This is a genomic window from Chryseobacterium sp. WLY505, assembly GCF_030846215.1.
Classification (GTDB): Bacteria; Bacteroidota; Bacteroidia; order Flavobacteriales; family Weeksellaceae; genus Chryseobacterium.
In genome coordinates, this window is sequence record NZ_JAVCWI010000012.1 from 35,258 (window position 1) to 50,273 (window position 15,016).

General features: G+C 37.6%; 13 protein-coding genes. 7 read left to right on the forward strand and 6 right to left on the reverse strand.

Annotated features, from left to right (window positions below; all coding sequences use genetic code 11):
* Window positions 1-33: 33 nt before the first annotated feature.
* From tpiA to RAH34_RS19285, 6 genes are all read right to left on the reverse strand, one after another.
* Window positions 34-792, reverse strand: a complete 759-nt coding sequence (tpiA, locus tag RAH34_RS19260) for a triose-phosphate isomerase (protein ID WP_062671267.1) — start codon at window positions 790-792, stop codon at window positions 34-36.
* Window positions 793-910: 118 nt separating this feature from the next.
* Entirely contained in the window at window positions 911-1,066 is a 156-nt protein-coding gene (locus tag RAH34_RS19265) for a GxxExxY protein (RefSeq protein WP_306597194.1), read from the reverse strand.
* A 40-nt stretch (window positions 1,067-1,106) separates the two neighbouring features.
* Entirely contained in the window at window positions 1,107-3,233 is a 2,127-nt protein-coding gene (locus RAH34_RS19270; RefSeq protein WP_306597195.1) for a S9 family peptidase, read from the reverse strand.
* Between the two features lie 30 nt (window positions 3,234-3,263).
* Entirely contained in the window at window positions 3,264-3,611 is a 348-nt protein-coding gene (locus tag RAH34_RS19275; RefSeq protein ID WP_114821213.1) for a TerB family tellurite resistance protein, read from the reverse strand.
* 133 nt (window positions 3,612-3,744) lie between these two features.
* A complete protein-coding gene (locus RAH34_RS19280) occupies window positions 3,745-4,854 on the reverse strand; it encodes a BT_3928 family protein (protein ID WP_306597196.1) in 1,110 nt (369 codons plus the stop codon).
* Window position 4,855: 1 nt separating this feature from the next.
* Window positions 4,856-5,422, reverse strand: a complete 567-nt coding sequence (locus RAH34_RS19285) for a DUF1599 domain-containing protein (protein ID WP_110009240.1) — start codon at window positions 5,420-5,422, stop codon at window positions 4,856-4,858.
* Between the two features lie 484 nt (window positions 5,423-5,906).
* Here RAH34_RS19285 and folP point away from each other — a divergent pair, with 484 nt between their 5' ends.
* The 7 genes from folP to ilvA all read left to right on the forward strand — a co-directional run bounded on the left by folP (window position 5,907) and on the right by ilvA (window position 14,167).
* Window positions 5,907-6,677, forward strand: a complete 771-nt coding sequence (folP, locus tag RAH34_RS19290) for a dihydropteroate synthase (protein WP_306597197.1) — start codon at window positions 5,907-5,909, stop codon at window positions 6,675-6,677.
* A gap of 370 nt (window positions 6,678-7,047) precedes the next feature.
* Window positions 7,048-7,920, forward strand: coding sequence for a branched-chain-amino-acid transaminase (gene ilvE, locus RAH34_RS19295; RefSeq protein ID WP_306597198.1), 873 nt, complete (start codon window positions 7,048-7,050; stop codon window positions 7,918-7,920).
* Between the two features lie 180 nt (window positions 7,921-8,100).
* Window positions 8,101-9,783, forward strand: a complete 1,683-nt coding sequence (gene ilvD, locus RAH34_RS19300) for a dihydroxy-acid dehydratase (RefSeq protein WP_306597199.1) — start codon at window positions 8,101-8,103, stop codon at window positions 9,781-9,783.
* 4 nt (window positions 9,784-9,787) lie between these two features.
* The gene (gene ilvB, locus RAH34_RS19305) at window positions 9,788-11,512 is read left to right on the forward strand and encodes a biosynthetic-type acetolactate synthase large subunit (RefSeq protein WP_306597200.1); all 1,725 of its coding nucleotides are present in this window, start codon (window positions 9,788-9,790) and stop codon (window positions 11,510-11,512) included.
* Window positions 11,513-11,523: 11 nt separating this feature from the next.
* Window positions 11,524-11,805 carry a hypothetical protein gene (locus RAH34_RS19310; RefSeq protein WP_062671248.1) on the forward strand — a complete coding sequence of 94 codons (282 nt, stop codon included), beginning with the start codon at window positions 11,524-11,526 and terminating at the stop codon, window positions 11,803-11,805.
* Between the two features lie 41 nt (window positions 11,806-11,846).
* Window positions 11,847-12,893 (forward strand): ketol-acid reductoisomerase, encoded by a 1,047-nt coding sequence (gene ilvC, locus RAH34_RS19315; RefSeq protein WP_114821206.1) that lies wholly within the window; start codon window positions 11,847-11,849, stop codon window positions 12,891-12,893.
* A gap of 11 nt (window positions 12,894-12,904) precedes the next feature.
* Entirely contained in the window at window positions 12,905-14,167 is a 1,263-nt protein-coding gene (ilvA, locus tag RAH34_RS19320; protein ID WP_306597201.1) for a threonine ammonia-lyase, read from the forward strand.
* The last annotated feature ends 849 nt before the right edge of the window (window positions 14,168-15,016 follow it).

A 15,016-nucleotide genomic window follows, 5' to 3' on the forward strand; every position in this document is an offset into this window, starting at 1 on the left:
GCTTTTTATTGGATGATATATAAATCCTTTATATTAATTAAAAGCTTCAATAATCTTAGAGAAATCCTCTAATTTCAAAGCTGCTCCTCCGATAAGACCACCATCGATATCCGGCTGAGAGAAAATTTCTTTAGCATTGTCTGGTTTTACAGAACCTCCGTAAAGGATAGAAACCTCGTCAGCAACTTCCTGTCCGTATTTTGAAGCGATAATATTTCTGATATGAGCGTGGATTTCCTGAGCCTGCTCCGGACTTGCTGTTTCTCCTGTTCCGATAGCCCAAACCGGTTCGTAAGCAATCACTACTTTTTTGATCTCTTCAGCAGAAAGTGTGAAAAGAGCTACTTCAGTCTGATTTTTTACTACCTCAAGGTGCTGTCCTGCTTTTCTCTGCTCAAGAGTTTCTCCATTACAGTAAACAGGAATAAGCCCTTTATCAAGAGCTAATTTGATTTTTCTGTTACAGTGAGAATCTGTTTCTCCGTGATATTGTCTTCTTTCAGAATGCCCGATTAGTGATCCGGTTGCATCAATAGATTCCAGCATGTCTGCAGAAATTTCACCCGTATAGGCGCCACTTTCATGCTCGCTCATATCCTGAGAAAATACTCCGATTTCATCCTTTTCAAAAACGTCTTTTGCCATCATCAAATACAATGCAGGGGGAGCAATCCAAACCTCACAGTTTGTAGCATTGTTGTTTTTATAGCTTAGTAACTGAATCATTAATTGTTGTGCATCAATTACATTTTTGTTCATTTTCCAGTTTCCTGCAACTATTTTTCTTCTCATAAGATTTAAATATAGATTTATTTATTTTTTAATTTTTCTTTTTTGGATAATCTGCGAGACTCTTTTTTGCTCTCGCGGATTTGTTTGATTTAGCAGATTAATGTAATCTAATTATTTATTATAAGTTATTTACCACTCTCTTTATATTGTCCAGAATATTGGAGGTATTAAAATTTATTTTTTGATATACAGATTCAAGTAAACCAGGTCCTAACTGATTATATACATTGAAAACACATTTACGAACGATGTATGAAATTTCATTTTCTGTCATTAATAGAAATCTGCATTATCTGCAAAATCTGCGAGATTCATTACTTAGTAATCCCTTCCAGTTTAAACATGAAAGCATATACCAAAGCCACATCCTTCAGATAATCAAACCTTCCGGAAGCACCACCATGGCCATAGTCCATATCTGTTTTCAATAACAGTACATTTTTGTCCGTTTTCATATCTCTTAGTTTGGCAACCCATTTTGCTGGTTCAAAATATTGTACCTGAGAATCATGTAATCCTGTTGTTACCAAAAGATTCGGATAGTTTTTCTTCTCTATATTTTCATACGGAGAATAAGATTTCATATAAAAATAAGCTTCCTTATTATTGGGATTTCCCCATTCGTCATACTCATTGGTCGTGAGTGGAATACTAGTGTCTAACATCGTATTCACTACGTCTACAAATGGAACCTGTGAAATAACCCCATTCCATAGATTAGGACTCATATTGGCTATAGCACCCATCAATAAACCACCTGCACTTCCTCCCTGAGCGTAAAGATGCTTAGGTGAAGTATATTTTTCTTTCACCAGATATTCCCCGCAATCGATGAAATCGGTAAATGTGTTTTTCTTTTTCATCATTTTTCCATCTTCATACCACTGTCTTCCCATTTCCTGACCTCCGCGGATATGGGCAATTGCAAATGCAAAACCCCGGTCCAAAAGACTCAGTCTGGTACTGCTGAAACTGGCATCCATAGAATTTCCGTAAGAACCGTAAGCGTAGAGTAGAAGTGGGTTGTTTCCATCTTTTTTGAACCCTTTTTTATAAACAATAGAGATTGGAATTTTTGTTCCGTCTTTTGCTGTGGCAAAAAGTCTTTCCGTTGTATAATTATCTTTATTATAACCTCCCAGAACTTCCTGTTGTTTTAAAAGAACTCGTTTTCCTGTTTTTAAATCCTGTTCATACTGAGAACTTGGTGTAATCATAGAAGTATACCCAAAACGGAAATTATCCGTGTTGTATTCAGGGTTATCCAGTGAATAAACAGTATAAGCAGGTTCATCAAATTTTAGAAACTCCTTTTTCCCTGTTTTTCTGTCATAAATTACCAGTTGGGAAAGTCCGTTTTGTCTTTCACTGAATATCAGATAATTTTTAAATGCAGTAACATCCTCCATCAGAACATCTTTTCTGTGCGGAATAAAATCCTTCCAGTTTTCAACTCCCGTTTTATCTAAAGGAGTTTCTACAATCTTAAAGTTTAGCGCATCTTTATTGGTTGTTACCAAAAATTTATCTTCAAGTGAAGTTACATCATAAAGTACATTATTGATCCTGGGCTGGAAAATTTTGAAATTTCCGTTAGGATCATTGGCATCCAGATACCTGGTTTCAGACGAAGTGGTAGCACGGGAATCGATTAGGATAAACTTATTGTTTTTTGTTTTTCCTACACTGATATAGTTGGTTTTATCTCTTTCTTCATATACCAGAATATCTTTACCGGAATCTGTTCCCAGAGTGTGTCTGAAAATTTTTTCTGTTAAAAGAGTCTCAGGATTTTTTGAAGTATAGAAAATTGTGGTGTTATCATTGGCCCATGTTGCAGAACCTGTTGTATTTTTAATACCAAGATCCGTGATTTCTCCTGTAGAAAGATCTTTTAAAAATAATTTGTACTGTCTTCTGGAAACATCATCTACTCCGTAGATCATTTTGGTATTATCTGGACTTATGCTGAAGCCAGCAGCAGAATAATATGGATGACCTTCTGCCATTTTATCTACATCCAGAAGAACTTCTTCAGGAGCAGTAAGACTGCCTTTCTTTCTGCAGTATTTAAAATACTGTTTTCCGGTCTCTGTGCGGCTGTAATAGTAATATCCGTTTCTAAAAACAGGTACAGATTCATCCTTCTCCTTGATTCTGGCCTTCATTTCCTGGAAAAGCTTTTCTCTGAAGGGTTCAGTATCCTTCATCATGCCTTTCCAATACGTGTTTTCAGCCTTTAAATAATCAACAACTTTGGTAGAATCTTTTCCTTTTTTAAAATAATCAATCATCCAGTAATAAGGATCATTAACCTTATCACCGTGGATTTCTCTGATATGTTCCTGCTTTTCTGCAACAGGAGTCTTCATATTGGGAAATGTCTGAGACTGAAATGTAGATGCACTCATTACTAATAGCCCTAGATAAATTTTTTTCATGGTATTTTTTGGCTTGGATCTGTTCTTAGATTATAGTCCCCAAAGATTTTTCAACAGTACGTAGAACGTATGTTCCTCTTCCGTTACTTTATTGTCAGCTTTGATCAGTGATTTTGCAAACTGAACAAATTTCACACGTTCTTCCTCTGTAGAATCTTCGTGGAAACATCTTGCATGGAATTCAAAATGATCTTTCCATTCCTCAGGCTGCAAAAGAGCCAGGGTTTCAAGTTCATTGTCAAGATTCATTCTGAAAGGAAATTCATCCGCCATGTATTGCTGCACCAGCATTCCTTCCTCAGGAGCAAATTCTCCGTCTACAGAAGAAAGGATCATGAGTAAATGATAACCGGCGATTGATTTATTTGATTTTTGCATGAGTTGTTGTATGTTTAAGTTTAGTGTTTAAATTTGATAATTGATAATTGATAATTGATAATTGATAATTACATACAAATATCTGTCGTCACATATCATTTATAATTCATCATTCATCATTCATCATTTATAATTAATCAACGTAGTCCTTTGCAGGCTGTTTGTCTACAATTTTTCCGTTTTCAAGAATCAGTACAAATGGGTTGCTTCTCGCTATTGTTTTGATAGCAGTTCCGTCCATCAGTACATTTTTGATGGTTTTAAAAGTATTAGGTTCCGTAGAAACTCCGTAGATAAGAGCACCTTTCTGTGCATTTACTTTTGCTTCTACTTTTTGAAGCAGGTCTGCAGGAACATCTTTTGGATGATATGAGAAAACAAGAACGGCTTTAGGCGCGTTAATGATTTCCTGCGTAACTTCCATTCCTGTAGGATCTTCAATCTTGAACTTTACAATTTCAGATTTATAGCCTTCTTTAATAAGGACAGATTCATTCTTTCCATCTTCAATTTTCCATGGAGAGCCTTCTGCCCAGTATTCTGTTTTTTTGATATAATCATCCTGATTTACTTTTACAACAGCTCCTGTCTTCTGATTTTTCAGCGTGTAGAAAGTTTTATATTCTGAAGGATTTTTATCAATTTTTGCTTTTTCAGCCTTAATGTCTGTTCCTATTTTATAATCACGGAAATCGATGATCGGTTCATGCATAATTCCTTGAGCCATAACATAAATCATTCCCAACGAAAAGACTGTTAAAAGGATATATTTGAATGTGTTGGAAGACTCTTTCGGAGTGACTCCATAGTCATCTTTTTTACGGAAATCTTTTCTGTACAGGATAAACAGGATAATCAATCCTACCAGCAGTACGACATCTTTTAAGAAGCTCTGCCAGGGAGTGAATTTGATAGCATCTCCAAAGCATCCACAATCTGTTACCACATTGAAATACGCTGAGTAAAAAGTAAGAAATCCGAAGAAAATACAAAGTGCAATTAATAGGGATAAGGTAAATTTAAGCTTTAATTTAAGCAGCAGCATAAATCCTAAGAAAAGCTCCAGTACCACTACAATAATGGAGAATAACAGGGCAAACTTTTCTAAAAATGGCATGTTGAAAACCGGAGGTGCAAAATATTCTTCCATTTTGAAAGAAAAACCTACCAGATCCACGGCTTTCACAAAGCCTGAAAGGATAAAAACAACAGCAATAATAAAGCGTAATAAACCTTTGAGCATATTAAATATTTTTGGGTTCGAATTGATTTTCTTTTTCTGAGAATTTGATCAGGCAGAAGACCGCATAATTCAGCATATCGAAATAATTGGCATCAAGACCTTCCGAAACGATAGTTTGTCCCTGGTTATCCTCAATTTGCTTGGTTCTCAGTACTTTCTGATAAATAAGATCTGTAATCGAAGAGATTCTCATATCTCTCCATGCCTCGCCATAATCATGGTTTTTTCTTTCCATCAAAGCCTTTGCTTCATTGGCATATTGGTCATAAAGACCTAAAATTTCTTCTTTGTTTTCATTGAAATCATTGGAAAGACCTTTCTCTAATTGAATAAGTCCAATGATAGAATAGTTCACAATGGCGATAAATTCATCTTCTTCACTCTCATCCACCATTTTTTTATCAGTCATCTGCAGCGTACGGATCCTGTTGACTTTGATATAAATCTGATCCGTAATGGAGCTCGGTCTTAAAACCCTCCACGCTGCACCATAATCCTGTAATTTTTTACCGAAAAGATCGCGGCACTGACTGATAACTTTCTCGAACTGTACTGATGTTTTTAGCATAAATTTTCTTAATCTTCCAAATATACGAATTCGGTTTTAGATTTTTGAATTTGATGAGCTGAGTTTGTGGGTCTGAGGTTTGAGGGAGGGAGAGTTTTAGAGTTTCGGGGTTTCGAGTTGTTGGGTTTTAGAGTTTTAGAGTAAGAGGGTTTTAGGGGGAGAGAGTGGGAGCATTTTGGGCTCGAGATAAGGAGATTTGAGGTAGTAGAGTTTGAAAGTGTAGGAATTAAACTCATAACTTACAATTCATCATTCATAATTAATATCTTCCAGCCTATAATTTCTAATTTCTTCTCATTAAAAACTCATAAATCACTAATTTTGCACTACAGAAGTCATTCATCAATTATTATTCATCAATTATCATTCATCAATCATCATCCAACTCATGCTCTCCAACTCTCCAACGCTCCCACACTCAAACCCTCCAACCTACTCAATCAATTGCAACGGCCGTTTAGTACAACTGGACACTCCAAAAATCATGGGAATCCTCAATATGACACCGGATTCTTTCTCTGACGGCGGAAAATTCAATAATGAAAAATCAGCGTTGAACCACGCCGAAAAACTTTTGAAGGAAGGAGCAGAAATACTGGATATTGGTCCTCAGTCTACCCGTCCCAATGCAGAATTTTTAAGTGCGAAAGAAGAAATAAAAAGAATTGGAAATCTCATTTCTCTGATCAAAAAAGAATTTCCGGAAGCTCTGATTTCCCTGGATACTTTTTATGCAGAAACAGTAAGATTCGGATGTAATGAAGGAATTGATCTGATCAATGATATTTCTGGAGGTCAGTATGATACAGAAATGTTTGATACCGCTGCTGAAACGAAGCTGCCTTACATTCTGATGCATGTAAATCCTTCCTACGAGACCATGCATCATAAAATAAAGTTTGAAGATATTACACTGGAAGTGAACCAGTATTTTGCAAAAAAAACAAAAGAACTTTTAGAAAAAGGAGTAAATGATATCATTCTTGATCCTGGTTTTGGCTTCGGAAAAACAGTAGAAGATCAGATGAAAATGATCCGTGAAGTTGAATATCTGGGATTTGGAAAATTTCCTCTTTTAATAGGTATTTCCAGAAAGTCATTTATCTACAAACCTCTTGGAAAATCACCGCTTGATATCAATGAGGAAACCCAAAAACTTCATAGGGAAGTGTTGGAACAGGGGGCAAAGATTTTAAGGGTTCATGATGTGGCTGAAGCAAAGGAAACACTGAGCCATTTTTTACGAAAAAAATAAAAAGTGCAAAAAAAACTTGTGAGTAATTAAAAAGTTTATACATTTGCAGTATGAATTTTACGAATCAGAAAAATATTATTGTCATTTCTATTATTGCTGTTGTCATTAACAACAGTAAGGAAACGGCATTTTAAATAGATTTTAATTTAAATTATATATAAAACCGTTTCATAATTTGAAACGGTTTTTTTGTTTTTAATTTTTTATAGTATAAGAATATGTATCAGTTATTATCATTAGTCATTATCGTCATTATTATTCCCTTGCGTCTGTGAGAAGGAAGGTGTATGACTGTACATATATTGAGCCCTCTCACACTGTGAGAGGGCTTTTTTTATTTCCATTTGTTAATTTTTTAAACCTCTATAACATGTATTACAACGACGACACGACGATCTATTTTGACGGAAAATTTATGAAAGCGAAAGATGCCGGAACAGATCTGTATGGACAATCTCTTCACTATGGTTACTCTGTTTTTGAAGGAATTAAATCCTACAGCACAGATCATGGAACTCAAATTTTTAAAGCAAAAGAACACTACGAAAGACTGAAAAGATCAGCAGAACTCATGCATATTCCTTTCGATTATTCCGTAAATCAGCTTACAGAACTTACCTATGAACTTCTGGATCGTAATGGGTTTACAGATGCTTATATCCGTCCGTTGGTCACATGTTCACCCAATATGTCACTCTCAAAAGGACAAAAATCTTACCTGTCATTGCTTGCCTGGGAATGGAATAACGGCTATCTGGCAGATAAAATGAAAATTATGACTTCCCCTTTTCAGCGTCCTAATCCTAAGGCTTTCAAGGTGGAAGCCAAAGTAGGAGGACATTATGTAAACTCCATATTGGCCTGCCAGGATGCCAAGGACAAAGGCTATGATGAAGCGCTGGTTCTGGATGAAAACGGAAATGTTGCTGAGAGTTCGGGAGCTAACGTGTTCTATGAAAAAGACGGCGTTTTATACACTCCGGCTAAAGGAAGTATCCTTCCGGGAATCACAAGACAAACCGTGATGGAGATCTGTGGCGAGCTTGACATTCCTGTAAAAGAAACCTTTTTTAAACCTGAGGAAATGCGGGGTGCAGATGCAGGCTTCTTCTGTGGTACGGCAGCAGAAATTGTTGCCCTGGATTCACTTGATGATGTTCCTTTTACCAAAGACTGGGAAAACACAGCAAGTGGGAGAGTACAACAGGCATATTTAAAATTAGTAAGAGTTCTGTCATTGTAAATATTGTGAATTTAAATATCTCATTATCAATTAAATGATTCTGTTTTCTTAATAATTGAATATTGTAGTTTTTAGAAAAAATGAAAATGAAAAGAATATTACAAAATGTAGTTTTGGATCAAAATTTAGTAAAGAACTCTATTTGAAGAAGAGAAAAAGAATAGAAAATGTAGAAAAAGTATGTTAAATAAATATTCAAAAACATTCACGCAAAATAGCGAACAACCCGCAGCCAAAGCCATGTTGTACGGGATAGGATTTACAGAAGAAGATATGCATAAGGCTCAGGTCGGAATTGCCAGCATGGGCTATGACGGGAACACTTGTAATATGCATTTGAATGATCTGGCTCAGGTAGTAAAAAAAGGAACATGGAACCACGGATTAGTCGGATTGATTTTTAACACCATCGGAGTAAGTGACGGGATGAGCAACGGAACAGATGGAATGCGCTATTCTCTGGTAAGCCGTGATGTAATTGCAGACAGTATCGAAGCCATCTGTGGAGCACAATATTACGACGGATTAATCGCATTGCCGGGCTGCGACAAAAATATGCCGGGAACCATCATCGCGATGGGAAGGCTGAACAGACCATCCATCATGGTGTACGGAGGAACGATTGCTCCCGGCTGCTATAAAGGTGAACAGCTTAACATTGTTTCTGCTTTTGAAGCATTGGGGAAAAAGATTGCAGGAGAAATTACAGAAGAAGATTTTGATGGGGTTGTGAAAAATTCCTGTCCCGGAGCTGGTGCATGTGGCGGAATGTATACTGCGAATACAATGGCTTCTGCCATAGAAGCACTAGGAATGAGCCTTCCGTATTCATCTTCCAATCCCGCTTTAAGCAAAGAAAAACAGGAAGAATGCCTTGAAGCAGGAAAATATCTGAAAGTATTACTGGAAAAAGATATTAAACCTTCGGATATCATGACCAGAAAAGCTTTTGAAAATGCGCTGCGAATGATTGTTATTCTTGGAGGAAGTACCAATGCCGTTCTACATTTTATAGCTATGGCAAAAAGTGTGGGAGTACCGCTTACTCAGGATGATTTCCAAAAAATGAGTGATAAAACTCCCGTGCTGGCAGATTTAAAACCAAGTGGGAAATACCTGATGCAGGATCTGTATGAGCACGGAGGAATACCATCAGTCATGAAATACCTTCTGAACCAGGGATTATTACACGGTGACTGCTTAACGGTAACCGGAAAGACATTAGCTGAAAATTTAGAAGATGTTCCAGATCTGGATTTTAATACACAAAAAATCATAAAGCCTCTTTCAGAACCTGTAAAAGAGACAGGGCATCTGAGAATATTATACGGAAATCTTGCTGAAAAAGGAAGTGTAGCCAAAATTACAGGAAAAGAAGGCGAACGCTTCGTAGGCAAAGCCCGTGTATTTGATGGCGAAAAAAATCTGATCAGAGGAATTCAGGATGGAACGGTGCAACATGGTGATGTCATTGTCATCCGTCATGAAGGTCCGAAGGGAGCTCCCGGAATGCCGGAAATGCTGAAACCCACCAGTGCACTGATCGGAGCTGGCCTTGGAAGTAGTGTTGCTTTGATTACAGACGGAAGATTCAGCGGAGGAACTCATGGTTTTGTAGTAGGACACATCACTCCCGAAGCTCACGAAGGAGGTCTGATCGCTTTTGTTAATGATGATGACCTGATTGAAATTGATGCTGTCAACAATACCATACAGCTTAAAGTTTCAGAAGAAGAAATAGAAAGAAGAAAGAAAGGATGGCAAAAGCCTTCTCTTAAAGTACAGAAAGGATTGCTTTATAAATATGCATTAACCGTATCGTCAGCCGCAGAAGGCTGTGTAACAGACGAAATCACTCAATAAAAATATGGAAAACCTGAATTTATCAACAGAAATACAACTGAGCGGAAGCCGGATCATTCTTGAAGCCTTTCTTCAGGAAGGAGTGAAAACCGTTTTCGGATATCCGGGAGGTGCCATTATTCCAATTTATGATGCCCTTTACGATTATAAAGAGAACCTGAAACATATCCTTGTACGTCACGAGCAGGCGGCAGTACATGCAGCGCAGGGCTTAGCAAGAGTTTCAGGAGAAGTCGGTGTTGTATTAGCTACAAGTGGCCCTGGAGCAACCAATCTTGTAACAGGTTTGGCAGATGCGTTATTGGATAATACTCCTTTGGTCTGTATTACCGGACAGGTTTTTGAACACCTTCTCGGAACCGATGCCTTTCAGGAAATAGATGTAATGAACATTACAAGCCCGGTTACCAAATGGAATTATCAGGTGACTGATGCCAATGAGCTTCCTGAAGTATTGGCAAAAGCATTCTATATCGCAAAATCAGGCCGTCCCGGTCCCGTATTGGTTGACGTGACCAAAAATGCCCAGTTACAGTCTGTTGATTATAAAGGATACTCGCCATGTTCTTCGCTAAGAAGCTATAAACCCGATCCTGACCCATGTTTTGACAGTATCAAAAAAGCAGCACATCTGATCAATAATGCAGTAAAACCATATATCATCGCGGGGCAGGGGATTATGTTGGGAAAGGCTGAGAAAGAGTTCTTAGAGTTTGCTGAAAAATCAGGAATTCCCGTTGCATGGACCGTATTAGGGATGGGTGCTATTCCTACTCATCATCGACAAGCGGTAGGAATGGTAGGAATGCACGGAAACTATGGCCCGAATATATTAACCAACGAATGTGATGTCTTAATTGCTGTCGGAATGAGGTTCGATGACCGCGTGACCGGAAGATTGGATCAGTACGCAAAACAGGCAAAGATTATTCATCTGGATATTGATAACGCAGAGATCAATAAAAATGTAAAAGTGGATGTTCCCGTTCTGGGAAACTGCAAACATACGCTTCCTCTTCTTACAGAAAAGATCGTAAAAAGAGAACATCATCACTGGCATAAAAGATTTAAAAAATGTCATGAAATTGAAAGCATCAATCTGATTCATACGGAGCTCTACCCTGAAGAAGGTGAGATCACAATGGGAGAGGTTATCCGCGAGTTGAATGAGATCACAGATGGAGAAGCAATTATTGTAACAGATGTAGGACAGCATCAGATGGCGACATGCCGATACTCTCATTTCAAGCATTCCCGAACCAACGTTACAAGCGGAGGGCTGGGAACAATGGGATTCTGTCTTCCCGCGGCGATTGGAGCCTTTTATGCAGAGACCGGCCGCCCTGTGATTGCCGTGATGGGTGATGGAGGAGCTCAGATGAATATTCAGGAACTGGGAACCATAATGCAGTATCATCCGGAAGTGAAGATTTTAATTCTTAACAATTGCTATCTGGGAATGGTAAGGCAGTGGCAGGAATTGTTTCATGAAGAAAGATATTCCTCAGTAGATATTCAGAGTCCTGATTTTGTTCAGGTGGCAAAGGGATACAATATTCCCGGAAAAAAAGTATCCGAGAGGGAAGACTTAAAATGGGCACTCCGTGAAATGCTCGATTACAACGGATCTTTCCTCCTTGAAGTAATGACAGGAAAAGAACACAACGTATTTCCGATGATTCCCCAGGGAAAAAGTGTTTCGGAGATTGTATTAAATAATAAAGTTTAAAAATATAAAAGATGAAAACAGATCATAAAGAATATACCATTACAGCGTATACAGAAGATTATTTAGGATTGATCAGCCGCATCAATGCTATTTTTTCAAGAAGAAGAATTTCTATGGTGACCTTCAATGTAGGGCCTTCAGAAATAGAAAAAGTAAAAAAGTTTGTCATTGTAATCAGAGAAACAGAAGATTCTGTTCAGAAGATCAGCAGACAAATGGAAAAACAGGTAGACGTTCTGGAAGTACATTACCACAGAAATCCATATCTGACCGCAGTAGAATATGCTAGTTAAGCACAAAAAAAATTAAACATCAATAAATAAAATCAAAAAAAATGGCAAAATTGAATTTTGGAGGAGTAGAGGAGAACGTAGTAACAAGAGAAGAATTTCCATTGGAAAAAGCTCAGGAAGTATTAAAAAATGAAGTCGTGGCAGTAATTGGGTATGGAGTACAGGGACCAGGACAGGCTTTGAACCAGAAAGATAACGGAATTAACGTAATTGTAGGACAGAGAAAAAACTCCAAATCATGGGATAAGGCGGTTGCAGACGGATTTGTACCGGGAGAGACTTTATTTGAAATCGAAGAAGCATTAGAAAAAGGAACTGTTATCTGCTATCTTCTGAGTGATGCCGCACAGATAGAATACTGGCCGAAAGTAAAACAGCATCTTACTCCGGGAAAAGCGTTGTACTTTTCTCATGGTTTCGGAATTACATTCAGCGAGCGTACAGGAATTGTTCCTCCAGCCGATGTAGATGTATTTCTGGTAGCACCGAAAGGTTCAGGAACATCATTGAGAAGAATGTTTTTACAGGACAGAGGTCTGAATAGCAGTTTTGCCGTTTATCAGGATGCTACAGGAAAAGCCAGAGAAAGAGTAACCGCATTAGGAATTGCCATAGGAAGCGGATATCTTTTTGAAACCGACTTTAAAAAAGAAGTATACAGCGACCTAGCCGGAGAACGTGGAACTTTGATGGGTGCTGTACAGGGAATATTTGCCGCTCAGTATGATGTATTGAGAAAAAATGGCCACAGTCCTTCCGAAGCTTTTAATGAAACGGTGGAAGAATTGACTCAGTCATTAATGCCTTTGGTAGCGGAAAACGGAATGGACTGGATGTATGCCAACTGCAGCACAACCGCTCAGAGAGGAGCTTTGGATTGGTGGAAACGTTTCAGAGATGCTACTTCGCCTTTGTTTGAAGAACTGTATGACAACGTAGCCAAAGGAAACGAAGCACAACGTTCGATTGATAGCAATAGCAAACCGGATTATCGTGAAAAATTGGAAGCCGAACTTGCAGAACTGAGAGAAAGCGAAATGTGGAAGGCAGGTAAGACGGTACGAAGCCTGAGACCCGAAAACAATTAATTACTAAACAGATGATGAAAGAGGAAGTAAGTTCCTCCGTTCTAGAGAATGTCTATAAAGCGGAGGAACGATTAAAAGATGTAGTGGTAAAAACACCTTTAGCTGTGAATAATAATTTGTCAGCTATTTATGAGTCGAATATTTGTTTTAAAAGAGAAGACCTTCAAAGGGTCAGATCCTATAAAATAAGAGGAGCCTATAATAAGATGGCCACCATGTCTGAGGAAGAACTTTCAAAAGGTGTTGTTTGTGCCAGTGCCGGAAATCATGCCCAGGGCGTTGCTTTTGCATGTCAGACCATGGAGGTCAAAGGAACGATTTTTATGCCTTTGCCAACTCCCGGACAAAAGCTTGAACAGGTGAAAATGTTTGGTGGAGAATACATAGACGTTATTCTTTTCGGAGATACTTTTGATGCCGCAAAAGATGCCGCGATGAGGTTTTGCAAGGATCATAACAGTGTATTTATTCATCCTTTTGATGATCCGGCGATTATTGAAGGACAGGCTACAACGGCTTTGGAAATTCTTGAACAGTCAGAAGGTCTGGTTGATTATCTTTTTGTTCCGATAGGCGGCGGCGGCCTGGCAGCAGGAGTCTGTACTGTATTTCAGCATCTGTCTCCACAAACAAAAATTATTGGTGTAGAACCCTCCGCAGCAGCAAGCATGAAAAAAGCCCTTGAAAAAGGGGAACCCGTTCTTCTAGAAAAGATAAGCCGTTTTGTAGACGGTGCAGCCGTACAGCAAGTGGGAGATCTTACTTTTGAACGCTGTAAAGATATCCTGTATGATATGGCAACAGTAGATGAAGGACTTGTCTGTGAAACCATATTGTCTTTGTATAATAAAGATGCTATTGTTGTAGAACCGGCAGGAGCACTTTCGGTAGCGGTATTGGAAAAGTACAAAGAAGAAATAAAAGGTAAAAATGTAGTGTGTATTATCAGCGGAAGCAATAATGACATTACCCGTATGGAAGAGATCAAGGAAAAAGCGTTGCTTCATGCAGGGTTAAAACATTATTTCCTGGTCAGATTTCCACAGCGTCCCGGAGCATTGAAAACCTTTGTAATGGATGTGCTGGGACCTGATGATGACATCACTTATTTTGAATACACTCAAAAAAATTCAAAAGAAAAAGGAATTGCAGTTGTAGGAATTGCCCTGAAGCAAAACAAAGATTTCACACCATTGATCGATAAGATGAAACAATATGATTTCTTTGTCAACTATCTGAACAATGATCCTTCGCTGATGAATTTGCTTATTTAAAATTTTTAAACCATTAAGAATAATAAAGTTTTTAAGAATAGTGAAGGAGAATATCTTGAGATATTTATTAAGTAAGCTGCTTCATTCAAATTTATTTGAAACTTAACTTTCCTTACACTCTAAATTCCTCTTAATGGTTTAAAATCATATTCAATATTAAATTATTTCGTACACAAATCAGATTCTAAAAACACAATGATGAAAAAAGCTTCACACTCTGTGAAGCTTTTTTGTTTTTGGTACTATCAAACGACATAAGAAACTGAAGCGTTAAGAAACTGAATTCTGTGAACGTTAAAAAAACTCTGGTGTTTGAGTGCGGGACAACATATGATTCTCAACATAGAGTGTTTCCGCACGAGTTTAGAGTTTTTAGAGAACAGATTTTTAGCTGAAGTTTCTAAGTCTTGAATTTTTGTTTCTTTTGTTTCAAGACAAAAGAAATATGATGAATTAAATTTTTTTTTTTAACCATTAAGAATAATAAAGTTTTTAAGAATAGTTAAGGAAATATCTTCGATATTGAGTAAGCAAGCTTCATTCAAATGAATTCCTCTTAATGGTTTAAAATCATATTCAATATTAAATTATTTCGTACACAAATCAGATTCTAAAAACACAATGATGAAAAAAAGCTTCACAATTTTAGTGAAGCTTTTATGTTTCTGGTAATTTCAAACGACATAAGAAAGTGAAGCGTTAAGAAAATGAATTCTGTGAACGTTAAGAAAACTCTGGTGTCTGAGTGCGGGAGAAGCTTTGATTCTAAACATAGATCGTTTCCGCACGAGTTCAGAGTTTTTAGAGAACAGATTTCATTTTTAGCTGAAGTTTCTGAGTCTTGAACTT

Bases quoted from the DNA above. Each gene is read 5' to 3' on its own strand.
- ilvE (WP_306597198.1), top strand. From the start codon at position 7,048: ATGTATTACAACGACGACACGACGATCTATTTTGACGGAAAATTTATG.
- folP (WP_306597197.1), top strand. From the start codon at position 5,907: ATGGGAATCCTCAATATGACACCGGATTCTTTCTCTGACGGCGGAAAA.
- RAH34_RS19280 (WP_306597196.1), bottom strand. From the start codon at position 4,854: ATGCTCAAAGGTTTATTACGCTTTATTATTGCTGTTGTTTTTATCCTT.
- ilvD (WP_306597199.1), top strand. From the start codon at position 8,101: ATGTTAAATAAATATTCAAAAACATTCACGCAAAATAGCGAACAACCC.
- RAH34_RS19310 (WP_062671248.1), top strand. From the start codon at position 11,524: ATGAAAACAGATCATAAAGAATATACCATTACAGCGTATACAGAAGAT.
- RAH34_RS19265 (WP_306597194.1), bottom strand. From the start codon at position 1,066: ATGACAGAAAATGAAATTTCATACATCGTTCGTAAATGTGTTTTCAAT.
- tpiA (WP_062671267.1), bottom strand. From the start codon at position 792: ATGAGAAGAAAAATAGTTGCAGGAAACTGGAAAATGAACAAAAATGTA.
- RAH34_RS19270 (WP_306597195.1), bottom strand. From the start codon at position 3,233: ATGAAAAAAATTTATCTAGGGCTATTAGTAATGAGTGCATCTACATTT.
- ilvC (WP_114821206.1), top strand. From the start codon at position 11,847: ATGGCAAAATTGAATTTTGGAGGAGTAGAGGAGAACGTAGTAACAAGA.
- RAH34_RS19275 (WP_114821213.1), bottom strand. From the start codon at position 3,611: ATGCAAAAATCAAATAAATCAATCGCCGGTTATCATTTACTCATGATC.
- ilvB (WP_306597200.1), top strand. From the start codon at position 9,788: ATGGAAAACCTGAATTTATCAACAGAAATACAACTGAGCGGAAGCCGG.
- RAH34_RS19285 (WP_110009240.1), bottom strand. From the start codon at position 5,422: ATGCTAAAAACATCAGTACAGTTCGAGAAAGTTATCAGTCAGTGCCGC.
- ilvA (WP_306597201.1), top strand. From the start codon at position 12,905: ATGATGAAAGAGGAAGTAAGTTCCTCCGTTCTAGAGAATGTCTATAAA.